The sequence below is a fragment of the Anaerococcus sp. NML200574 genome (assembly GCF_026131665.1).
In the GTDB taxonomy this organism is placed as follows: domain Bacteria; phylum Bacillota; class Clostridia; order Tissierellales; family Peptoniphilaceae; genus Anaerococcus; species Anaerococcus kampingae.
The window spans coordinates 1-21128 of sequence record NZ_JAMXSM010000010.1 but is presented as its reverse complement, the minus strand read 5'-3'; the positions used below and the strand labels follow the sequence as shown (position 1 = coordinate 21128).

General features: G+C 35.7%; 13 protein-coding genes and 1 tRNA gene. 12 read left to right on the top strand and 2 right to left on the bottom strand.

What is annotated here, in order from left to right:
* The first annotated feature begins 171 nt into the window (after positions 1-171).
* The 4 genes from NH286_RS05850 (at position 172) to NH286_RS05835 (ending at position 4567) form a co-directional block, all read left to right on the top strand.
* Positions 172-1848 carry an acyl-CoA dehydrogenase family protein gene (locus NH286_RS05850; protein WP_265237568.1) on the top strand — a complete coding sequence of 559 codons (1677 nt, stop codon included), beginning with the start codon at positions 172-174 and terminating at the stop codon, positions 1846-1848.
* Between the two features lie 71 nt (positions 1849-1919).
* Positions 1920-3713 (top strand): NAD(+) synthase, encoded by a 1794-nt coding sequence (gene nadE / locus NH286_RS05845; RefSeq protein WP_265237566.1) that lies wholly within the window; start codon positions 1920-1922, stop codon positions 3711-3713.
* On the top strand, positions 3703-4503 hold the full coding sequence (locus NH286_RS05840) for a metallophosphoesterase (protein ID WP_106459895.1): 801 nt from the start codon (positions 3703-3705) through the stop codon (positions 4501-4503). Before nadE ends, NH286_RS05840 begins: the two co-directional genes overlap by 11 nt.
* Positions 4494-4567, top strand: a tRNA-Arg gene (locus NH286_RS05835). The genes NH286_RS05840 and NH286_RS05835 overlap by 10 nt, the downstream gene beginning before the upstream one ends.
* A 77-nt stretch (positions 4568-4644) precedes the next feature.
* On the opposite strand, the gene NH286_RS05830 is transcribed toward NH286_RS05835, so the two are convergent.
* Together NH286_RS05830 and NH286_RS05825 are read right to left on the bottom strand one after the other, a co-directional pair.
* Positions 4645-5331, bottom strand: a complete 687-nt coding sequence (locus NH286_RS05830) for a thermonuclease family protein (protein WP_265237563.1) — start codon at positions 5329-5331, stop codon at positions 4645-4647.
* Positions 5324-5743 (bottom strand): Fur family transcriptional regulator, encoded by a 420-nt coding sequence (locus NH286_RS05825; RefSeq protein WP_265237561.1) that lies wholly within the window; start codon positions 5741-5743, stop codon positions 5324-5326. Before NH286_RS05825 ends, NH286_RS05830 begins: the two co-directional genes overlap by 8 nt.
* Positions 5744-5841: 98 nt before the next feature.
* Here NH286_RS05825 and NH286_RS05820 point away from each other — a divergent pair, with 98 nt between their 5' ends.
* From NH286_RS05820 to NH286_RS05785, 8 genes are read left to right on the top strand one after another with little or no spacing between them, the layout of a single operon-like run.
* Positions 5842-6918: a metal ABC transporter solute-binding protein, Zn/Mn family gene (locus NH286_RS05820; RefSeq protein WP_265237559.1), complete on the top strand. Its 1077-nt coding sequence runs from the start codon at positions 5842-5844 to the stop codon at positions 6916-6918.
* A gap of 26 nt (positions 6919-6944) precedes the next feature.
* Positions 6945-7604, top strand: coding sequence for a metal ABC transporter ATP-binding protein (locus NH286_RS05815; RefSeq protein ID WP_265237557.1), 660 nt, complete (start codon positions 6945-6947; stop codon positions 7602-7604).
* The gene (locus tag NH286_RS05810; protein WP_265237555.1) at positions 7598-8413 is read left to right on the top strand and encodes a metal ABC transporter permease; all 816 of its coding nucleotides are present in this window, start codon (positions 7598-7600) and stop codon (positions 8411-8413) included. The genes NH286_RS05815 and NH286_RS05810 overlap by 7 nt, the downstream gene beginning before the upstream one ends.
* Before the next feature lie 60 nt (positions 8414-8473).
* Positions 8474-9196: a peroxide stress protein YaaA gene (gene yaaA / locus NH286_RS05805; protein WP_265237553.1), complete on the top strand. Its 723-nt coding sequence runs from the start codon at positions 8474-8476 to the stop codon at positions 9194-9196.
* Entirely contained in the window at positions 9193-10314 is a 1122-nt protein-coding gene (locus NH286_RS05800) for an exonuclease SbcCD subunit D (RefSeq protein ID WP_265237551.1), read from the top strand. The genes yaaA and NH286_RS05800 overlap by 4 nt, the downstream gene beginning before the upstream one ends.
* Positions 10304-13339 carry an AAA family ATPase gene (locus tag NH286_RS05795; RefSeq protein WP_265237549.1) on the top strand — a complete coding sequence of 1012 codons (3036 nt, stop codon included), beginning with the start codon at positions 10304-10306 and terminating at the stop codon, positions 13337-13339. The genes NH286_RS05800 and NH286_RS05795 overlap by 11 nt, the downstream gene beginning before the upstream one ends.
* Positions 13336-16692, top strand: coding sequence for a PD-(D/E)XK nuclease family protein (locus NH286_RS05790; protein WP_265237546.1), 3357 nt, complete (start codon positions 13336-13338; stop codon positions 16690-16692). The genes NH286_RS05795 and NH286_RS05790 overlap by 4 nt, the downstream gene beginning before the upstream one ends.
* A complete protein-coding gene (locus NH286_RS05785) occupies positions 16679-20038 on the top strand; it encodes a UvrD-helicase domain-containing protein (RefSeq protein ID WP_265237543.1) in 3360 nt (1119 codons plus the stop codon). The genes NH286_RS05790 and NH286_RS05785 overlap by 14 nt, the downstream gene beginning before the upstream one ends.
* Positions 20039-21128 lie beyond the last annotated feature (1090 nt).

Sequence of the window (21128 nt, the reverse complement as noted above, 5' to 3'; positions counted from 1 at the left end):
ATACCTGTTTTTTGAGAAATAGAAACATTTTCTTGACAATAAATAAACAATTGCAAATAATTATCATTTTTATGTTTGGATTGATAAAATATGGGTATCATTTTATTAGGATATAAAAGTTATAACACTTTATACAATATAATTTATCTAATGAAAATAAAAGGAGAGTATATGTCATTTAATTTACCAAGAGATTTAGAAGAATTTAGAAAAGTCGTTAGGGCTTTTGCTGAGGAAAAGGTTAAACCTATAGCCTTTCACTTAGACCAGACTAAAGAATTCCCTGCAGAAATTGTAAAGGAAATGGGTCAAATGGGCCTTATGGGAATACCTTTCGATGAAAAATACGGTGGAGCAGGCTTAACTAACGAACACTATTCTATAGCAGTCGAAGAACTATCAAGAGTAGATGGTGGCGTAGGTGTAATTTGTTCAGCTCATACCTCACTAGGTACATGGGGAATCAATGAATTTGGTACTGAAGAACAAAAAGAAAAATATCTAAGACCTCTTGTAGATGGAACTTATATCGGTGGTTTCGGTCTTACAGAAGACAATGCTGGTTCAGACTCAGCAGGAACAGAAACAACTGCAGTAGATAAGGGAGATTACTACCTATTAAATGGTAAGAAAATCTTTATAACAAACGCACCAGAAGCCCAAACCTATCTAGTAACAGCAGTTACTGAACCAGGCAAGGGTAATCATGGTATATCAATGTTTATAGTTGATAAGGACTTTGAAGGTTTTACCTTCTCAGAACCATACGACAAATTAGGTATTAGATCATCAATTACAGCTGAGCTTCACTTTAAAGATGTAAAAGTTCCAAAAGAAAACCTACTTGGTGAACTAAACAAGGGCTTTAAATACGCAATGATGATCCTTGATGGTGGTAGAATTGGTATAGCAAGTCAAGCTCTAGGTATAGCTCAAGGTGCTTATGAATCAGCTCTAGAATACTCAATGAATAGAATTCAATTTGGTAAGGCAGTAGGTCATTTCCAATACAACTCTTTCACCCTAGCACAAATGGCTACAGAGCTTAAGGCAGCTAGACTATTAGTTTATGATGCAGCTAAGAAGAAAGATGCTCACGTAAAAGGCTACGGTAAGGATGCTGCAATGGCTAAACTTTACGCATCAGACCTTGCTGAAAAACTTACATCTAAAGCCCTACAACTATATGGTGGTTCAGGCTTTATCAAGGGTGTAGATGTAGAAAGACACTACAGAGACGCTAAGATTACTCAAATTTATGAAGGAACAAATGAAATCATGAAACTTGTAATCTCAGGCTACATCCTTCCAAAAGATAAGACAGCTAAAAAGGTTGAAAAACCAGTAGCTCAAGAAGCAGAAAAGAAACAAGAAATCTTCACAGGAGATCCAAAAGATGCAGCTAAGAAATTAGTAGCAGCTCTTGTAGCTGATGGTTATAAACTAAAGGCTGAACCAGTAGACCTAGAAGGCTCAGTTGAAGAAGCTGACAGGGTAGTAGCTATAGGTATGGGTATTGGTGAAGAAGGCAACGTAGAAATTGCTAAGAAGCTTGCAAATCTAACGGGTTCAGTACTAAGCGGATCAAGACCAATAGCAGAAGTTAAAAAATATATACCACTTAGACAATATATCGGACTTTCTGGTAGGAAATTTAAGGGAGACCTATATATAGGAATTGGTATATCTGGAGCAATGCAACACTTAAAGGGAGTAGAAGAAGCTAAAACTGTTGTAGTAATAAACAATGATGAATCAGCTAAGTTCTTCAAACACGCTAAATACGGTATAGTTGGTGACTTCCACAAAGTTGTTCCTGCTCTAATCGAAGAAATAGAAAAACTATAAAAATTTTAAGATGGGCCCTCCGGGGTCCTCTTTTTTTGTCCATAAGGGGTAAAATAAGATTAGGTGATAAAATGAAAAGAAAAATAAAAATTATGGCTAAAAATTTCCCACTAGCTCTTGGAAATGTAAAAGCCAATCTTAAAAAAATAAAAGAAATAATTAAGAATTGTGAAGAAGAGAAAGTAAATATTCTATGTTTGCCAGAGCTTTGCCTAACAGGGGCAAGCCTTTACGACTCATATTTAGAAGGCGACCTTCTAGAGGCGGCTGAAAATGGCCTAAGGGACTTAGTAGAATTTAGTAAGAACTTTGATTTGGCCTTTACTATAGGTCTACCAATTAAGACAAAATTTGGTATTTACAATGCGGTAGCCCTAATTAAGGGTGGAGACCTACTTGGACTTGTGACTAAGTCTGAACTTAAAAATTATGAAAAATCCATATTTTCTGATAAGCCAGAGGGAACATTTAGGGCTTTTGACTACGAACTAGATTACGAACCTTTTGTAAATTTCATATCAGGCCTTAAAATAGGAATATCTGTAGGTGAAGATGACTTTGAATCCTACCCAAAAGCCTTTGACCTCAAAAAGATGGGAGCTGATATTATTCTGAACCCGTCAGCTTTTACTAGAACAATTGGCTCTGATGATGATCTTAGAAAGGATATAGAGTATTTATCAAAAGACCTTATATATGTTAACGCCTCAGCAGGCCCTGGTGAGTCTTCAACAGACTTTGTCTATAGTGGATCAAAAATTCTAGCCAAAGACGGTAAAATTTTAGAGGGTGATACAGGAATATTTCTCATGGACATCCAGGAAATAGAATATGAGCCAAACTTCCATAATTTTACAGAAGAGAAGGTAGATGTAGAAAAATTTCCATACCTACCTAAGGAAGAATTTTCTTATGAATTTATGAAGGAAACCCTAGAAATAGGTGCCCTTGGCCTAATAAAAAGACTTGAGGCAATAGGTGCTGATAGGGTATTTCTAGGCCTATCAGGCGGCCTTGATTCGACTATGACCCTCCTTATCATAAATAAGGCCTATGACCTAATGGGTCTTGATAAGGATAAAATAGGCATTTACACCATGCCAGCCTTTGGCACAAGTGATAGGACCAAGTCAAATGCCTATAAGCTTGCAAAAAGCCTAGGACTTGACCTAAAAGAAATAAATATTAGCAAGTCTGTAAGTGCGCACCTTGCTGACATTGGTCACGATGGGATAACAGCAGATACAGCCTATGAAAATGCCCAGGCCAGGATGCGTACCCAAGTCCTCTTTAACCTAGCCAATATGTATGGGGGTCTTGTAATAGGAACTGGAGACTTATCCGAGTGTATGCAGGGATTTGCCACCTACAATGGCGACCACATGTCAAATTATTCCTTAAATGCTACCCTAATGAAAACTGAGCTTAGGTATATAATTAAATCCTATGCCCACTTTACAGATAATAAGGACCTAGCAGAAGTCCTAACTGATATTTTAGAAACTCCAGTATCTCCAGAGCTTAAGAGCGAGGATAAGGGAGAAATAAGCCAAAAAACTGAAGAAATCATAGGGCCTTACGAGCTAATAGATTTCTTTATTTACCAACACTTGACCTACCATAAAAAGGCTAAGGAAATCCTAGCTGATGCAATAATTGCTTTTGCTGATAAATATGATGAAAAAACTATAAAAAAATGGTTGATATCATATTTTAAACGCTTTACAGCAAGCCAATTTAAAAGGTCATGTGCAGTAGATGGGCCAAATATCACAGGCAGGTCCTTTTCACCAAGAGCAGGCTTCAGGATAGCCTCAGATATGTCAGCTAAGATGTATTTGGAGGATTTAGCAGATGAAAACTAAAAATAAGGTAATTTTGGCAAGCCTTGCACTAGCGGCAGGGCTTGGCCTAAAATACAACCACGACCAGTGCTTTGTAGCCAGGGAAAAGACAGAAACTTTTTATTCTGATAAGGTCGAATCAGATATAAAAATAACCCATATAAGTGACTTCCACTCAAATGTCCTAGTGAATCTAGAGGAAGTTCTAGGAAATATAAAAAAATTTGACCCAGACTTAATATTTTTAACCGGGGATATGATAGATTATCCTACAGATTCTAAAATAGAAAGGACCATGTATTTTATCAACAAGCTAGATGAGCTTGGCATAAAAACATACTTTGTAAGCGGCAACCACGAAGAAGCAAGCCAAGATTCAGAAAAATTCTATGCCCAGATCCAGGATTTAGGCATAAGATTTTTGCAAAATGAGGGAGAAAAGATTAAAATAAGAGATAATGACCTATATATTTATGGGACAAGTTATTTTGGGGCAAATCTTGCAGCCTTTGATCCAAGTGAAAATTCCTTAAACCTAGTCTTATCTCATTTTTCAAAGAAAATCAGGGATAAGTATGACCCAAGAATTGATTTTATATTTTCAGGTCACACCCACGGAGGCCAGGTAAGAGCACCTTTTATAGGAGCACTAGTTGCGCCAGGTGAGGGTTATTTTCCAAAATACGATAGGGGAGAATTCAAATACGGCTCATCCACAATCTATATAGAAAGCGGCCTAGGCAACACCTTCTTGCCACTGAGGTTTCTAAACCCAATCTCCTACACAAACATCACAATCAAGCGTCCTTAGTTTAATGGCAAAATAGGGGTGTCCGAAGCCCAAGATCAGGGTTCGATTCCCTGAGGGCGTGCCAAAGAAAAAGAACTGCACAAAATAACCGAATCCCCAAATCAGCAATACGGATGGGATAGGTCAATTGATGCAGTTCTTTTATTTTGCTGGCCTAAAACCAGCTTTTTTAGCTTCTTCTTCGCTATCAAAAATTATAGCGTTTTTATCTTTTGTGTTTTTATAGCCATGGCTGCCCTCTAGGTGGTAGAGGCCTGAGTTTTTGTTAGCTTTTACTTTTTTCTTGGCATTTTTCTTTCCATCAGACCAGATTCCTATAGCCTTATCCCTAGCCTTATCTTCTAGGGCTTCTAGCTGGTCTTGGTATTTGGTATCTGGCTTATAAAAGTTAGAAAAGGCAAGTCCTTCCTTAACCAGGATTCCATTTAAGGATTTTTTGCCAATATCATCTGTGCTGGGGTTTACGACTGGCTCTTCTAGCCAGATATAACGCAAAAGTCTGTCGTACTTATCCCTGTCTGATATATCTTTTTCTAGGTAAATTTCCTTATCTTTTAGGGTTTTTTCTGTAAAATCTTTGGCTTCTGGCCCCATAAATTCATCTGGATGGTCCCTATTTGCAATTTCAGGTGTATTTATTCCCACAAAGCGGACTTTTTCTATATTTCCGTTTATATTTACCCTGATTGTATCACCATCGATAATTTGAACAACCTGAGCTTTGACATAGGAACTTTGATTTTCTTCAACCTTGCTAGGTTGATTTTCTAAATCACAAGAACTAAGACTAAGGGCAAGGCAAAGGTATATTAATATTTTCCTAAGCATTTATCTTGGCCTGGCAGTCTGGGCAAATCCCATAAAATTCGAAATTATGGCCTTCGATAATAAAGCCAGTTTCTCTTTCGATTTGGCCTTCAAGCTCATGAATTGGGCAATTTTCTATTGTAAATTTCTTATGGCAATGGCTGCAAGTTATAAAATGCTTATGATCTTCCTTATTTATTTGGTAATAATTTATTCCGTCAAGATCGCTTGTCTTAAAAAGAAGATTGCTCTCTTCTAAGATATTTAAGTTTCTGTAGATGGTAGAAAGGTCAATTGCAAGTTCATCTTTTATTCCGTCATAGATATTTTGGCTAGAAACAGGGCTATCAGCCTCTAAAATATATTCAAGTATTATCCTCCTAGCCTTGGTAATCCTTAGATTTTTGTCTTTTAAGAGTTCGTTAAGCTTCATATTATCACTCCTTAAGATATTATTATACTTTTTATTTGACAGAGGGGTAATTTATTATATAATACTTAATGCAAATAACTTGCATAAAGGAGAATAATATGAAAAATAAAAATATATTAATGTTAATAGCCCTAAGCTTAGCCTTCACAGCTTGTGGTAATAAACCAGCACAAGAAGCAGATACAAAGACTCAAGTAGAAGAGCCACAAAAAACTGATAAGGAAGTAGCAAGCAATGAAATTTATGGATCTTTTTATCCTATTTACAATCTAACAAAACAAATAGCTGGAGATAAATTTGACGTAAAAGCTTTCAACTCTCTTACAAGCGAATCTCACGGCTGGGAGCCATCTGCTAAGGATATGGCAGAATTATCTGAAGCTAAATTGTTATTTATAAATGGTGCTGGCATGGAAGAATGGAAAGATTCTGTAGAAGAAAGTCTCAATATAGAAATGGTAGATACTTCAAAAGATTTAGACCTAATCAAGGCAAGTGAAGAAGACCACGACCATGACCATGACCACGAAGATGCAGACCACGATCACGACCATGAAGATGCCGACCATGACCACGACTATGACCACGAAGACGCAGACCACGATCATGATCATGAAGAAGGCGAAGAAGGTCACCATCACCACCATCATGGAGAATTTGACCCACACACCTGGCTATCTCCAGTAAATGTCAAAGCCCAAGCTAAGGTAATAGCTGATAAATTATCAGAAATTGACCCAGCAAATAAGGATTATTACCAAGAAAATTACGAAAAAATTGCAGCAGACCTTGATGGAATAATCGAAGAATACAAAGACAAATTCTCTAAAGTAGAAAATAAGAAATTTATAGTTCCTCACCAAGCTTTCGGATATATAGCAAGAGACTTTGGCCTAGAACAAATTCCGCTTGCAAGCCTAACATCAACAGATGATCCAGATGCTAAGGCTATGAAGGAAGTTACAGACCTAGCTAAGGCAAATAAATTAAACACAGTATTTTATGAAGCAGGCGGTTCAGATAAAGCAGCAAAGACCATAGCTGATGAAATTGGCGCAAAAGTAGCTCCACTTAACACCATGGAATTTGCAAGCAAAGAAGAACTAGATAAGGAAGTTAAAATCCAAGATATAATCAAAGAAAACCTTGAAAATATCTACAAATCTCTAGCATAATCCTATATTAAAAGCATAATATATACATGAAGCTTATAGAAATAGAAAAACTAAAATTTGGATATAATGAAAATTTAATATTAAAAGATGTAAATTTAAGTCTTGAAAAGGGTGACTTTGCCGTAATTTCTGGAGAAAATGGATCGGGAAAGTCAACCCTCATCAAGCTAATTCTAGGTGGACTTAAAAAGGATAAGGGGTCTATAAGACTTTTTGGTATAGACATAGAAGATTTTAAAAATTATGACAAACTAGGCTATGTCCCACAGGTCAATGATTCTGTAAAAATCGCCTTTCCTGTCACCTGTAGGGAATATGTAAGCCTAAACCTCTACAAGGATTTTAACATCTTCAAAAAACTTAAAAAATCTAACAAGGAAGATGTAGAAAATATCTTTACCAGCCTAAATATCAAAAACCTAATAGATAGGCCCTTCAACAAACTATCAGGCGGACAAGCCCAAAGAGTAATGATAGCAAGGGCCCTAGTAGCAAACCCTGACCTTTTAGTCTTAGATGAACCAACAGTAGGTATTGACCAAAAGTCCAAAGACGACTTCCTAAAACTCTTAGTCCACCTAAACACCAATCACGGGATTTCAATTTTAATGATAACCCACGAGATGGAAATTTTAGGCGACTATGTGGATAAGATATTTAGATTAAGGGAGGGAGTCATATGTTAAACTATGATTTTATGAGAAGGGCCCTAGGGGTAGGAATAATGCTTGCCCTAATCATTCCCATGATAGGTATGGTCATGATAAATAGAAAGACATCCATGATAGGAGATGCCCTTTCCCACTCATCGCTTGCAGGTATAGCTATGGGATTAATTATGTCAATAAATCCCATGTGGACATCCCTTATAATCTGTATAATATCAGCCTTTGCAATAGAATTAATCAGGAAAAAATTTAAAGAATTTGGCGACATGGCCACAGCCATCATAATGAGCCTAGGCATAGGCCTTGCGGCAATCCTTTCAGACTTTGCCCCAGGAGGCAAATCCTTTGAATCATACCTATTTGGCTCAATAACAACAGTATCATCTAGTGATTTGATCATGGTTAGTATAATATTTGTCCTAGTAAGCCTAGCATCCTTCTACCTCTACAATGCCCTGCTTTATATATCAATCAACCCCCTAATGGCAAGGCTAGCAGGAGTAAGGGTGGCACTTATTAATTCAATATTTACAGCCCTAACAGCCCTAACAATTGCAATTTCAGCAAAGATAGTAGGAGCCTTGATGATCACATCCCTAATGGTAATACCGGTAGCAAATGCCCTAATAATAGCCAAATCCTACAAGCAAACCTACATCATATCCCTAATATTTTCCCTAATATTCATGGTCTTAGGAATTACCATATCCTACTACGGCGGCCTAAAACCAGGCGGAACCATAGTAGTACTCGCCATAATCTCATTAATGATTACAGGCCTAATAAAGTTAATAAGCGATAAGCTAAAGAAAAAGATCTCTAAATAAAAAGGGGTCTTTTTTGTGTCCTCATATGTTATAATATTAATATATAAAGAAAGGATTTTTATGAAGATTATTATTTCACCAGCCAAAAGTTTTAAACATTTTGATAATATAGATACAGAGGGTCTGCTTTTTCCTGATAAGACTAGGGTTTTAGTTGATAAAATTAAGAAGCTTTCTATGAATGAGATGGGTAACCTCAATAGGACCAACGATAAATTGACCGAGAAGGCCTATTATGATTTCCAAGATTTTGATTTTGACAAGCTTAAAAATCCGGCGCTTTTTTCATATGATGGCCTTGTTTTTAAACAATTTAAGATGGAGGATTTTGATGATTTAGCTTATCTAAACGATCATGTTTATATCCTATCAGCCCTATATGGCCTTCTTAAGCCGATGACAGGGATTCGTGATTATAGGCTTTATTTTGACAATACCATGTATGACCTTTATGAATTTTGGGGCAAGGACATCTATAATAAGCTTTTTGAAGATGATGACCTAGTTTTAAATCTGGCATCTAAGGAATATACCAAGACCATCAGGACATTTTTAAAAGATGAGGATAAGTTTATCACTGTTGATTTTAAGGAAAATCGTGATGGCAAGCTTAAATCAATTGTCTCCTACATGAAGCAGGCAAGGGGAGCTATGCTTAGGGAGATTATTAAAAATAAAATCGAAGATATTGACCAGGTTAAAGAGCTTGTTATCAATGATTATAAGTATGACCCTTATAATTCTACGCCTGATACCCTTACTTTTGTGAGGGATAAGAGATGAAACTCCTCCACCTATCTGACCTTCATATTGGCAAAAGTCTGGGTAATTTTTCACTCTTGGAAGATCAGAAATATGTCCTTGATCAAATCTTAGAAATTATTGAAGAGAAAAAGGTCGAAGCTGTCATGATTGCAGGAGACATCTTTGATACAGCCCTTGCAAGTGCAGAGGCCCTTGATCTTTACAATTATTTTATAGAAAAAATCGTCTTTGACCTTGATGTACCTGTCCTTGCCATAGCTGGTAACCACGATTCAGCCAAAAGGCTTGATATCAACAAAAGATTTTATAAGACTAATAAATATTACCTAGCAGGTGAATTTAATAGGGATAAGGTCACACTTTTTGATGATGAGGGCCCTATTAATTTTTACCTCTTACCTTTCATGTCCCTGGCCAAGGGAGAGGTCATTTTTGGGGAAAAGCTTGATGATTTTACTAGGCTTTATGAGCTTGCCCTTGAGGGGATAGATTATAAGGATAGAAGTGTCTTAATCACCCACTGCTATGCGTCCTATAGCGAGAGTACTCTAGAGACAGCCTATAATGAGGGCCAAAAGCCACTTGTAATCGGTGGGTCTGACATGATGGATGCTAGTCTTTTTGATAAATTTGACTATGTGGCCCTAGGTCACCTTCATTCCGCCCACTTTGTCAAGGAAGAAAAGATAAGATATGCCGGGACCTTTATGCCTTATTCCTTTGATAAGAAGGATATTAATAAGTCTGTGACTTTAGTTGACCTTAAAAAAGATAGCCTTGACATAGAAAAAATCCCTATAAAGCTTCTTAGAGAATTTGAAGTAAGGCAGGGGCTTTTTGATGATTTGATTAGAGAAGATCCGTCAGATTCTTATATCAAATTTATCTTAGATGATGAGGCGACAGTTGAAAATGCCATGGCCAAGTTTAAGGCCAAGTTTCCAAATGCAGTCCTTATAAATTATGCAAATAAGTCTGTCTTTGACCTTGATGGGGAAAGCTTTGATATAGACCTAGACAATAAAAATCCCCTAGAGCTTTTTGCTGACTTTGTCGATTTTAAGGACAGTAGAAAGCTTACAGGGGCAGAAGTTGAAATCTTAAAAGAAGTGATTGGAGAAGATTTTGAAGGCTAAGAGACTAAAAATGCGAGGTTTTTTGACCTACAAAAATGAAATAGAAATAGATTTCACCAAGTTTTTTGATAAGAAAATCTTTCTCATATCAGGCCCTACAGGTTCTGGCAAGACTACGATATTTGATGCCATATCCTTTGCCCTTTATGGATCTATTCCTAGAGAAATAAGCCAAGAAAATATGAGGAGTGACTATCTTAAGGAAGATGATCCGGACACTTTCGTTGAATTTGAATTTGAAATTGGGTCAAAGACTTATCTTATAGAAAGATACCCTAATCAAAGGTCCATGGGGGCCAGGGGGCCAAGGAATCTAGGCCATAAGGCAAGTCTTTTTGATATAAGCGGTGAGAAGAAGCTTTTGGCAGATAAGCCAAGGGATGTAGAGCCCATAGTTAAGGAGATAGTGGGTCTTGATGTAGACCAATTCTCAAAGGTAATGCTCCTAGCCCAGGGCAAGTTCCAGGAGTTTTTATCAGCTAAATCAGATGTAAAGGCAGCCTTACTTTCTGATATTTTCAAGACCAAAAAATACAGGGATATAACAGATAGGCTCAAGGAAAGGGCCAAGACAAGCAAGAATAAAATTAAGGAAATTGATGATAAATTATCAAATATTATATCTTATGATGAAATTTTAAAAGAAGTCATAAATGGGGATTATATCTTGGCCCTTGATTTTAAAAATATCCTTAAAATAATAGAGGCCAATGAAAATAACCTTACTTTTAAGTTGGATGAACTTAAGGAGGAAGAAGAAAGACTAGATAAAAATATAAAAAATTCTTATAGGAACTTAGAGAAGTCTAAAAATACTAATGAGAATATTAGATCTTATCAAAAATCACAAGAGGCTTATAATCTTTTGTATAAGGATTTTGAAGAAAAATCCAAAGAAAAATCCGACCTAGATCTAGCTAGCTTTGCCAAGTCAATCAAAATCTATGAGGAAAGAATAGAAAAGACTCAGGGAGCAATAGAAAATTTAACTAAAAGCCTAGAGACGGATAAAAAACTTTTGGAAGAGAAAAATGATGAAGCAAAAAATCTAGAAAAAGACTTGGCAAAGATAGACAACCTTGCCAAAAATCTAGATAAAAATAAACTTGGTCTAGCAGAAAAGGAAAAGACCTACCAAGCTCTTGGCGAATTTTTATCAAATAAAAAAGCCTACGAATCTATAAAAACTATTGAAAAAGAAAAGCAAGACTTAGAAGAAAAGATAAAAAATATAGATGAGAATCTAGAAAACTTAAGAAAAATCTATGGACAAGCCCGTGAAGATAAGGCGAAACTTAGGGAAGAAGGCCTAGAACTTAAGGAAAAATTAAGGGCCAGAGAAGATAAGCTTGAAAGTCTCAAAAAAGATGAGGCAAGGCTTATAGAAAACAAGGCCTATGAGAAAGATATTGAAAGCTTAGGCAAGGAAAGAGAAAATTATCTTAACTTAAAAGATAAAGCGAGCCTAGATAGGGAAATTGACCAGCTAAATTATTTTATTGAAAGACTAAATAAAGATGGGATTTGCCCTGTTTGTGGGACTAAGCATGAAGAAAAAATCCCCCTTCACAAGTCAGAGGGCTTAGACTTTGATAAGATAGTTGGAAAGTTAAATGACCTTAACCTATCCTTTGAAAAGATTAGGCTACTTATTGATAAAAATATCAAAGATTTGGAAATGGACGATAGCTTTGAAAATATAAGGGGTCTTATAAAGGAAAATGAAGACCTTGTCAAATCTTATGATGACCTCTTAGCTAAAAATCAAAAGGAGATTGACCTTAAAGATAAGTTATTACAAAAGACAGAGGAAGAGGGGAAGACCTTGGGCCTTGAAAAAGAAAAGCTAGCCCAAGCTTTAAAAGAAATAAATGTTAAGCTAGACCGCCTCCAAGAGTTAAAAATCGCCTACCTTGGCCAGAAGGAGAAAATGGAGGGCCTTAAAAAAGAAGACCTATTAGCTGAAATAAAGTCATTTGAGAAAAATATAAAAGATGCAAGTGATTTTATAGAAAAGACTAAGGCCTGCGACCAAGAAATAAAACTTTCCCTTTCAAGTCTTAAGGCAGAAATTGGATCCTTTGAAAAAACTCTTTCAGAAAATAAAGAAAATCTCACAGCCTACAAAAAAGAATTTAAGGACAAAGTATCTGAAAAATTTGAAAATGAGGATGCCTACAGGGTTTATCTTGATAAATTTGATGAGTTCGACCTTTTAAAAAGAGCAAACGAAGAATATTTCAAAAATCTTGACAGACTAAAGGCTAATCTTGATAATCTAAAGGATTTTAAAGACCTTGAAATCATAGATTTAGAAATCTTTAAAGGGAAAATTATAGACCTTGAAGAAAAGGCAAAGGCTCTAGCTGATAGAAAACTATCCCTAAACCAAGGCTTATCTTCCTTTAAAAGGGCGGGCCTTGAGATAAGAGCCATAAGCCATGAATTTGAAAAGGAAAAGAATAAGTCTCTTAGTCTTACAAGACTTGCCGATCTTGCAAGCGGGACAAGTGGAGCCAATAAGGGAAGGGAGAAGATTGACTTTGAAACCTACATCCTTAGTGTCTACTTTGATAGGGTTCTTAACTTTGCCAATAAGAGATTTAATAAGATGACAGATGGTCAATTTACTATGATAAGGAAAAAGGAAGCGACTGATAATAGGTCCAAGGCAGGCCTTGACATAGAAATCCTAGATGCAAATACAGGCAAGCGCCGCCCAGCCACAAGTCTTTCAGGTGGGGAATCCTTCCTTGCAAGCCTATCCCTTGCCCTTGGCCTTTCTGATGAAATTGGAGCAGAAAATGGGGGAATCAGGATAGATACCCTATTTATAGACGAGGGATTTGGAACCCTTTCTAAGGAATTTCTGGATAATGCCATAAGGGCTATTGAAGAAATTTCTAAGGATGACAGGTTTGTTGGCCTAATTTCTCACGTGGATGAATTAAAAGATGCCATCGATGCCAAGATTTTGATAAGCTACGAGCCAAGCGATGGCTCAAAGATAGAGGTGAAAGCATGATTTCATTAATACTAGCAAAAAAAGACCAGGCCAAGAGTCTATATATTTACAAGGAAATAGAAAAAAGGATTGAAGCTGGCCAAAAATCAATCCTTATAGTCCCTGAGCAATACACCCTTGAGACTGATATAGACTTCATAAATAATATCAGATTTTCTTCAGTAATGGATGCTAAGGTCCTTTCCTTTTCATCATTTGCGGCCTTTTTCCTAGATAGGGCGGGCCTTGCCAAGCTAAAATTCCTAAATAAGGAAGGCAAGCTCATGATACTTACAAATATAATGCACGATTTAAATGATAAGCTCACTCTTTTCAAAAATTCCTATGGAAATATCGACTTCATCAATTCGATTACAGATTTGATTGCAAGTTTTAAGGATAATAATTTTGACCAAGATTTTTTTGAAAGTATTAAGGATACTGAAATAGATGAGGCCAGCAGGATAAAATTCGAGGAAATAAGGATAATTCTTGGTGCCTACCAGGAAGCTCTTTCAGGAAAATTTATTGATGGTGAGGACATGACCTCTCTTTTAGCAGAATCCATTAAGGATGCAGACTTTCTAAAGGACTATCACTTTTATTTTGATAAGTTTGACTATATGGAGGAAAGGAAACTTGAGGTTATATCTGCCCTTGCAAGGGAGGATATTGATATTACTATCGGCCTTAATCTTGATCCTAAAAATCTAAATGAAGCCCTTCCAAGAGCAGAAATATTTGACCCAGCCTTTGGCTTTTATAAAAAACTTAGATCTAATTTTAATTGTGCAATTATAGAAATGGAAAATACGGAAAATAAGGCAGACCTTGACCACTTCTTAGATAACTTTGATATTTTTAACCCAAGGCCATATCTAGATAAGCCTAATAATATTAGGGTTTTAGAGTCTATATCGACAAGGACTGAGGTGGAAAATATTGCCCTTCTTATCAATAAATTAATAAAAAGTAAGGACTTAAGATACAATGATTTTGCCATCTACATGACAGAAAATAGCGAATATGAAAATATTCTAGCTAAGACCTTCGATAGGTATGACATCCCTATATTTTTGGATAAGCGTAGGAAGATGAGTGATAATCACATTATAAAGACCTTCCTTGCCCTCCTTAGGCTTAGGGTTAATAAATACAGAAAAGAAGACCTCTATTATATACTAAATTCTAAGCTAATTGATTTTGGTGAAACTTACGAGGAAGATTGCCACATCTTCATCAAATTTATTGGCAAAAGAAATATAGCGGGTGCCATGTTTGAAGATGATAAGTATTTTATCCTGGATTATGATTTCTATGAAAAGTTTTTGGAAAATGATCCAAAAAGAGAAGAAAAGCTTAAGAAAAAGGAAGAAGAATACCAGGCCATAAATAGGGTAAGGGAAAAGATTTTAGAACTTTTAGTAAATTTAGATAATGAAGGAAATACAAGAGACCTTGTTGAAGGTATCTATAAGATGATTTCTGATTCATCAATAAGACTTGCCATTACAAGTTTTCAGGAAGACTTAAAGGACCTTGCAGCCCTTGATGATTATAGAGAAAATGAACAAATTTGGGATAAATTTATAGAGATTTTAGACCAATTAGTTTTAATTATGGGAGATAGAAAGACTTCTCTTGCCAGGATTTATAACCTAATAGAAGCCGTGACTAAGGACATTAAAATTGGCCTAATTCCACCATCCAAGGACCACCTTATAGTAAGTGATTTTAAGAGGGAGAGGGTTTCAAATAAGCAGATAAATATAATTTTAGGCCTTAATGATGCCTATTTTCCATCAGGAGAGTCTAGGGATTTTATCATAAATGATGATGAGAAGGAAGACTTAAAAAAGCGTGGGATAGACCTTAAATTATACGATAAGGACATGGAAAGTCTTGAAAAACTAAGCCTTTATAAGATAATCGTAGGATCTGATAAATTGATATTTTCCTATGCGCTGGCAGATAAGTCAGGCAAAGAACTTAAGAAAAGCTTGGTTTTAAATGATATTTTAAATATTTTCCCTCAGACGCAAGTGAAATCAATTACAAAACTTGAGCCTAGTCTTGCTGCATATTCTAAGGAAGGCCTTAAGAAATTTGCCCTAGAAAATTTGGAAAAAGCTAAGAAGAATGAAAAAATAAGTAAGGAAGACTTGGACTTAAGCCTAGATTTCATCAAGTATTTAAAAGATAATTTAGAAAAAACCGACAATCAGAAAATCTATGATTCAATCTTTAAGGGACTCTTTTTTACCAATGACAAGGCTCCGCTTAATTTAGACCTTGCTGGCAAGCTTTATGGGAAAAGGGCCTATTCAGTTTCAGAAATTGAAACTTATTCACGTTGTCCTTACAAATATTTTATCTCCTACGGCCTAAGACCTGATGTTGAAAAAGATTTTGACATAGACCAGATGGAAATAGGAAATATCGTCCACAAGTCACTTGAAGAGCTTTCAAGATTATTAAAAGAAGAAAATATCGACGATATCACAGATGAAAAACTCGATAAGCTTTTAGAAGAAAATTTCAAAGAAGGTATTGATTTAAATTTAGAAACCTTGAGAAAAGATTCTCCTAAAAATGCCTATATCCTTGAAAATATGCTAAATTCTGCTAAGAGAAATGCAAGGGAGATCAAAAGGGGTCTTAAAAGGTCAGACTTTAAACTCTTTGCATTTGAGGAAAGCTTCGATAAGGGAGGATTTTTTGACCAGGTCGATATAGATGGGGAAAACTACCTAAGGGGCAGGATTGACAGGATAGATAAGGCAGGAGATTTAATTAGGATTATAGATTATAAGACAGGGGCCAAGAGTTTTAAACTTGTAAATGTCCTAAATGGCCTAGACCTTCAGCTAATTGTTTACATGATGGCAGCAAGTGATAAAGATTTTAAACCTGTAGCTTCATTCTACTTGCCACTTAGGGATGAGATAGAAAAAATGGATAAGGTTTCACTTACAGATCAAGAAAATCTCAAGGAAATCCTAGCAGATAAGTTCCAGATGACAGGCCTTTTGCTTAAGGTAAATGAAGAAGTAATTAGGCTTATGGATAGGGACTATGACAAAGATAAGCTTGCAGTCTTTGACCCAAAGAAAAATGAAATTGTAAGCCCAGAAGATTTTGTAATCTTGACAGATTTTGCAAAAGATTTGATAAAACAAATTATTGAAAATATCAAAAAAGGCCTAATCGACCTAAGGCCTGTCAGGGAAGATAAGCAAAGAAAAGAATGTACCTATTGCGATTATAGGGGCATATGCAAGTTTGATGAGATAATTGATTCAGATAGGTTTAGGGATATAGACAAGTCCCTAAATATAGAAGATGTAAAGAGGGATGCTTATGACAGAGATTAAAAAAACCAAGGCCCAAGAAGCTGCCATAGACACAGAAGATAAAAATATAATAGTATCAGCTGCAGCTGGTTCTGGCAAGACCTTTGTCCTAGTTGAAAGAATCATCAGCCTAATGAAGAAATATCATATAGATATTGATCAGATGATAATTGTAACCTTCACCAACAAATCAGCAATCGATATGAAAAATAAGATAAGGACTAGGCTAGAAGAAGCGGCAGATGACTTTGACCCAGCCTTTCTTAAAAGACAGATAAAGCTTTTAAAGACTGCACAAATTAAAACTCTCCATGCTTTTTGTTCTGATATGATTAGGGAAAATTTCTATTATTTTGATAAGTTAAGTCCTAATTTTAAGGTCCTAACAGAAAATACATCTATTATTATGAGGGCAAATGCCATAGATGAAATATTTGATGAAGAATATGAAAAGATGACAGATGACTTTAGGATCTTTTTAGAAAATTTCGCCCAAAATAGAAATGACTCACCTGCCAAAGGTCTTATTCAAGATACTTACAACATGATAATCGGCCAGATTGACCCACTTGCTTGGCTTGATAAAAACACAAGGTCAGCAAATATTGGTGACAAGCTTAAAGAGATTTCAAAAAAAGCTCTAAGGGACATGAAGGATAAGGCTTTTAAGCTAACAGTCATGGCCAATGAAAATGACATGAGAGAAAAACTCCAAGAGCTTGTGACAGAAGATTATTCAATATTTTTAGACCTTGAAAATAATCTTGACTCTTGGGAAGAATTTTTAGAGAAAATAGAAAAGGTAAAGTTTGGAAGACTTTCTTCATCCAAAAATGATGATAAATTCCTTTACAGTATCCTAAGAACTGACAGAAATTCCTATAAAAATTCTCTAGATAAGCTCAAAAATCTGGTAAGAAATACATCTTCTGACCTTATAAGCCTTACAAGCCATAAGGAAGAAATCCTCTTAGGAGAAATTAATAGGCTTACAAGACGTTTTATGGAAGCCTTTGATCAGAAGAAAAAGGCCAAATCTTATCTGGATTTCAACGATCTCGAGCAATATTTTATAAGGCTCTTAGATAACGAAACTGCAAGAAATAAGCTTGTTGATAAATTTGAATATATCTTTTTCGATGAATACCAAGATTCAAATGAAATTCAAAACTATATAATAGAAAAGCTTAAGAGGGAAAGAAGGCTATTTTTCGTAGGAGACGTCAAGCAATCAATTTATGGTTTTAGGAGGGCAAGGCCTGACTTATTCCTAGAAAAGCTTGATATATACGAAAGGGAAGAAGATTCTGTTAGGATAAATCTAAATGAAAACTTCAGAACTGATAAGCTGCTCTTAGATTTTAATAACTATATCTTTGACAGGATAATGACCAAAGAGACAAGTGGCATTGACTATAAAAACGGTGGCCACAGGTTAAATTTCGGAAGGGATAAGGAAAATCCAAATGCCAAAGTAGGCCTAAAAGTACTTGATAAGGCTGTAAATGAGGAAGATTACCTGGTTAAACTCATAAGAGATTTAGTAGGGGAAGGCTATGCCTATAAGGATATAGCAATTGTTTTAAGAAGCGGAAATAAGTCATATGTATATGAAGAAGCCTTCAAAAGGGCAGATATTCCTTATTTTAACGACATATCAAAGGTATCATTTTTGGCAGCAGAGGTTAATTTTTTCATAAATCTTTTAAAATATCTTGCCAATCCTAACGATGATATTGTCCTTCTTTCTGTCCTAAGAAGTGAAATTTTTAACTTCAGCGAAGATGACCTGGTAGAAATAAAGCTTAAGACCCAGTCATATAGGTTTTATGATTGCTTTGAGAACTTTGATGGCAATGAGCAAATAAAAGCAAAAATTGATAATTTTAAGCTGATCATAAAGGATTTAAAAAATAAACTCGCCATCTATTCCCTATTTGATTTTGCTAACTATCTTTTTGAAAAAACTGGACTTTATGACTTCCTCATGGCAAGGGATTTGGGAGCTGATAGGATAAATAATATAGAATCCCTAATCGACCTTATGGCAGAATACGACTCGGCTAATGACAATGGTCTTTATGGATTTTTAACCTATTATGAAAATATTTCAAAGACCCAAAAAGATACTATAGACCAGTCAAGAGATTTATCTGAAGAAGAGGATCTGGTAAGGATAATGACCATCCACAAGTCAAAGGGGCTAGAATTTAAGGTAGTAATACTTGCAGATTCTTCAAGGACCATAAGAAACATGCACTCATCAAAACTTGCGATTTTTGATGATAAGCTAGGTATTGGAATTGATGTGGCAGATTATGATAGCAAGGTCAAGGTCTCATCTATAAATAAAAAGCTAATTGAAAATAAGCTTATCGAAGAAGACAAAAAAGAAGAGATGAGAATCCTCTATGTAGGTCTAACCAGGGCTGAGGAAAGGCTATATATAACAGGAACTAAGTCACAAAGCTCTTTAGCAAAGCTTTATCAAAATGTAGATTATCTTGAAATGTCAAGCCACCTAGACTGGATTCTCTCAAGCCTATCCTTCGATAAGATAGGTGAGGAAATTTTTGCTAAAGACTACTTTACAGATGATTTTGATAAGCGAGTAGATATATCATATCTTGAAAGCCTAGAAGATGAAAAAGTCAGGGAAAGTAGGGATATAGGTAAAATATTTGAGGATATCAAACCTAGTGCAAATTATAAAAAAATAGAAGACCTAATGGATTTTGTCTATAAGGGGGCAGATGATATAGGCGAAAGCCTTAAAAAATCAGTAACAGAGATAGCCAAAGACTTCAACAAAGAAGAGGAAGGCTACGAAAGATCATCCTTTGGGGAAAATTATTCAAATATAGACTTCAAAAAACCAGACTTCATAGAAGAAGAAAAAACCTACTCAGCCACAGACAAGGGAAGCCTAATCCACAAAGTCTTTCAGAAACTCCCAATGAAAGAATATGATAAAAAAAGCCTAAAAGCAGAAATAGAAATCTTAATAGAAAATCAAATAATAGAAAAAGAAGGAGCCAAACTTTTAGAAGTGGATAAATTTTTAGGATTTTTCCAAAATGATCTGATAAAAGAATTAATCAAGGAAGAAACACCATATAGAAAAGAAGAATCCTTCCTAATGCAGTATGAGGATTACTACGTAAATGGTCAGATAGACCTAATCTTTGAAAAAGAAGATGAAATAATCCTAATAGACTTCAAGACAGACAGGATAAAAAGAGAAGAAGCCTACAAAAAGCAGCTAGAAATCTACAAAAAAGCCTTAGAAGAAGCCTTGGGAAAAAAGGTAAGCATGGGGCTTATATATTGGTATAATAGTGGGGAGATTAGTGTTTACAATAAATAATGGGTATTTTAGGGGGATTCCCCCTAAAACCCCTTTTTTTATTTTTTAATAAATGGTTATTATTTACTTTAATTCTTCGTAATCTTATCTCATAACGAATCATTGTCATCAAGCTGATGACTTCGCCAAAGGGGGAGGGCCAAGAGTGTTTTATTTTAGTGATACAATATTATTAAGTATTGTTCTTCGTAACTTTCTCTTATATTTAATAATATTTATATACAATTGAATCTTCGTCTCAAGGGGGAGCCCCAAGGGACCTTCCGCATGGTCCCTCATCGGGCTCCCCCTTGCACCCCCTCCCCGTTACACCCCCAGGCGGCCCCTAAAGCGGGGAGCATGATAAGAAGCTTGCCTGCGGCAAGCCACTCTTGGTAGACAGAACCCCTTGTATTAGCTATCCCTAGTCTTAGTGATTTTGACATTGCGATGCCTAAAAATCTCAATCTAGCCCAAATATTTCTTTTATATTTACTCTACATCTCAGTAGTTACGGAAATTTAATATTCACTCGTGCGTCAGGAGATTTTCTTAACGGCACCTCCATTTACAAAATCTCCCGACCTTGAGGATATCGGTCAGTTTTCTGAGAGAAATATAACAACAAATCAGTCCTAAGGCTCGTTTGCCTTCGACAAACATTGCCATAAGTGGGTCTAAGAAACTAATTTATTGGGAGATTTAAAATAAAAAGTACCCGTAAAGAAAATCACACTGACAGCCACATTTAAATGCAAACAATGTAACTACTAAGATGACAAGTAAGTCTAAAATGCCAATTTGGACTAGATTGTGATTTTTAGGGGACTTTTGATTTTAAATCAGTAAGAACAAGGCCAACTATCTACGAAGTAATCCACAATATCAAAGAAGATTTTTGAAAAAAATCTTCCTGTTTCGCACTCCGCCTAAGGAGCAGAGGGGGTGAGGGAAATGGGGGTGTAAGGGGGAAAGCTGGAGGGGTATGGTACCCCCAAAAAGTTGTAGCTCAATTTCTTACAATACAAATATATTATAGATTGATGGTGGCCCTTTTCTATAGAAAAGGGCGATTTATCAAGATAATATACTGATTTTTTCTTTCGACCTA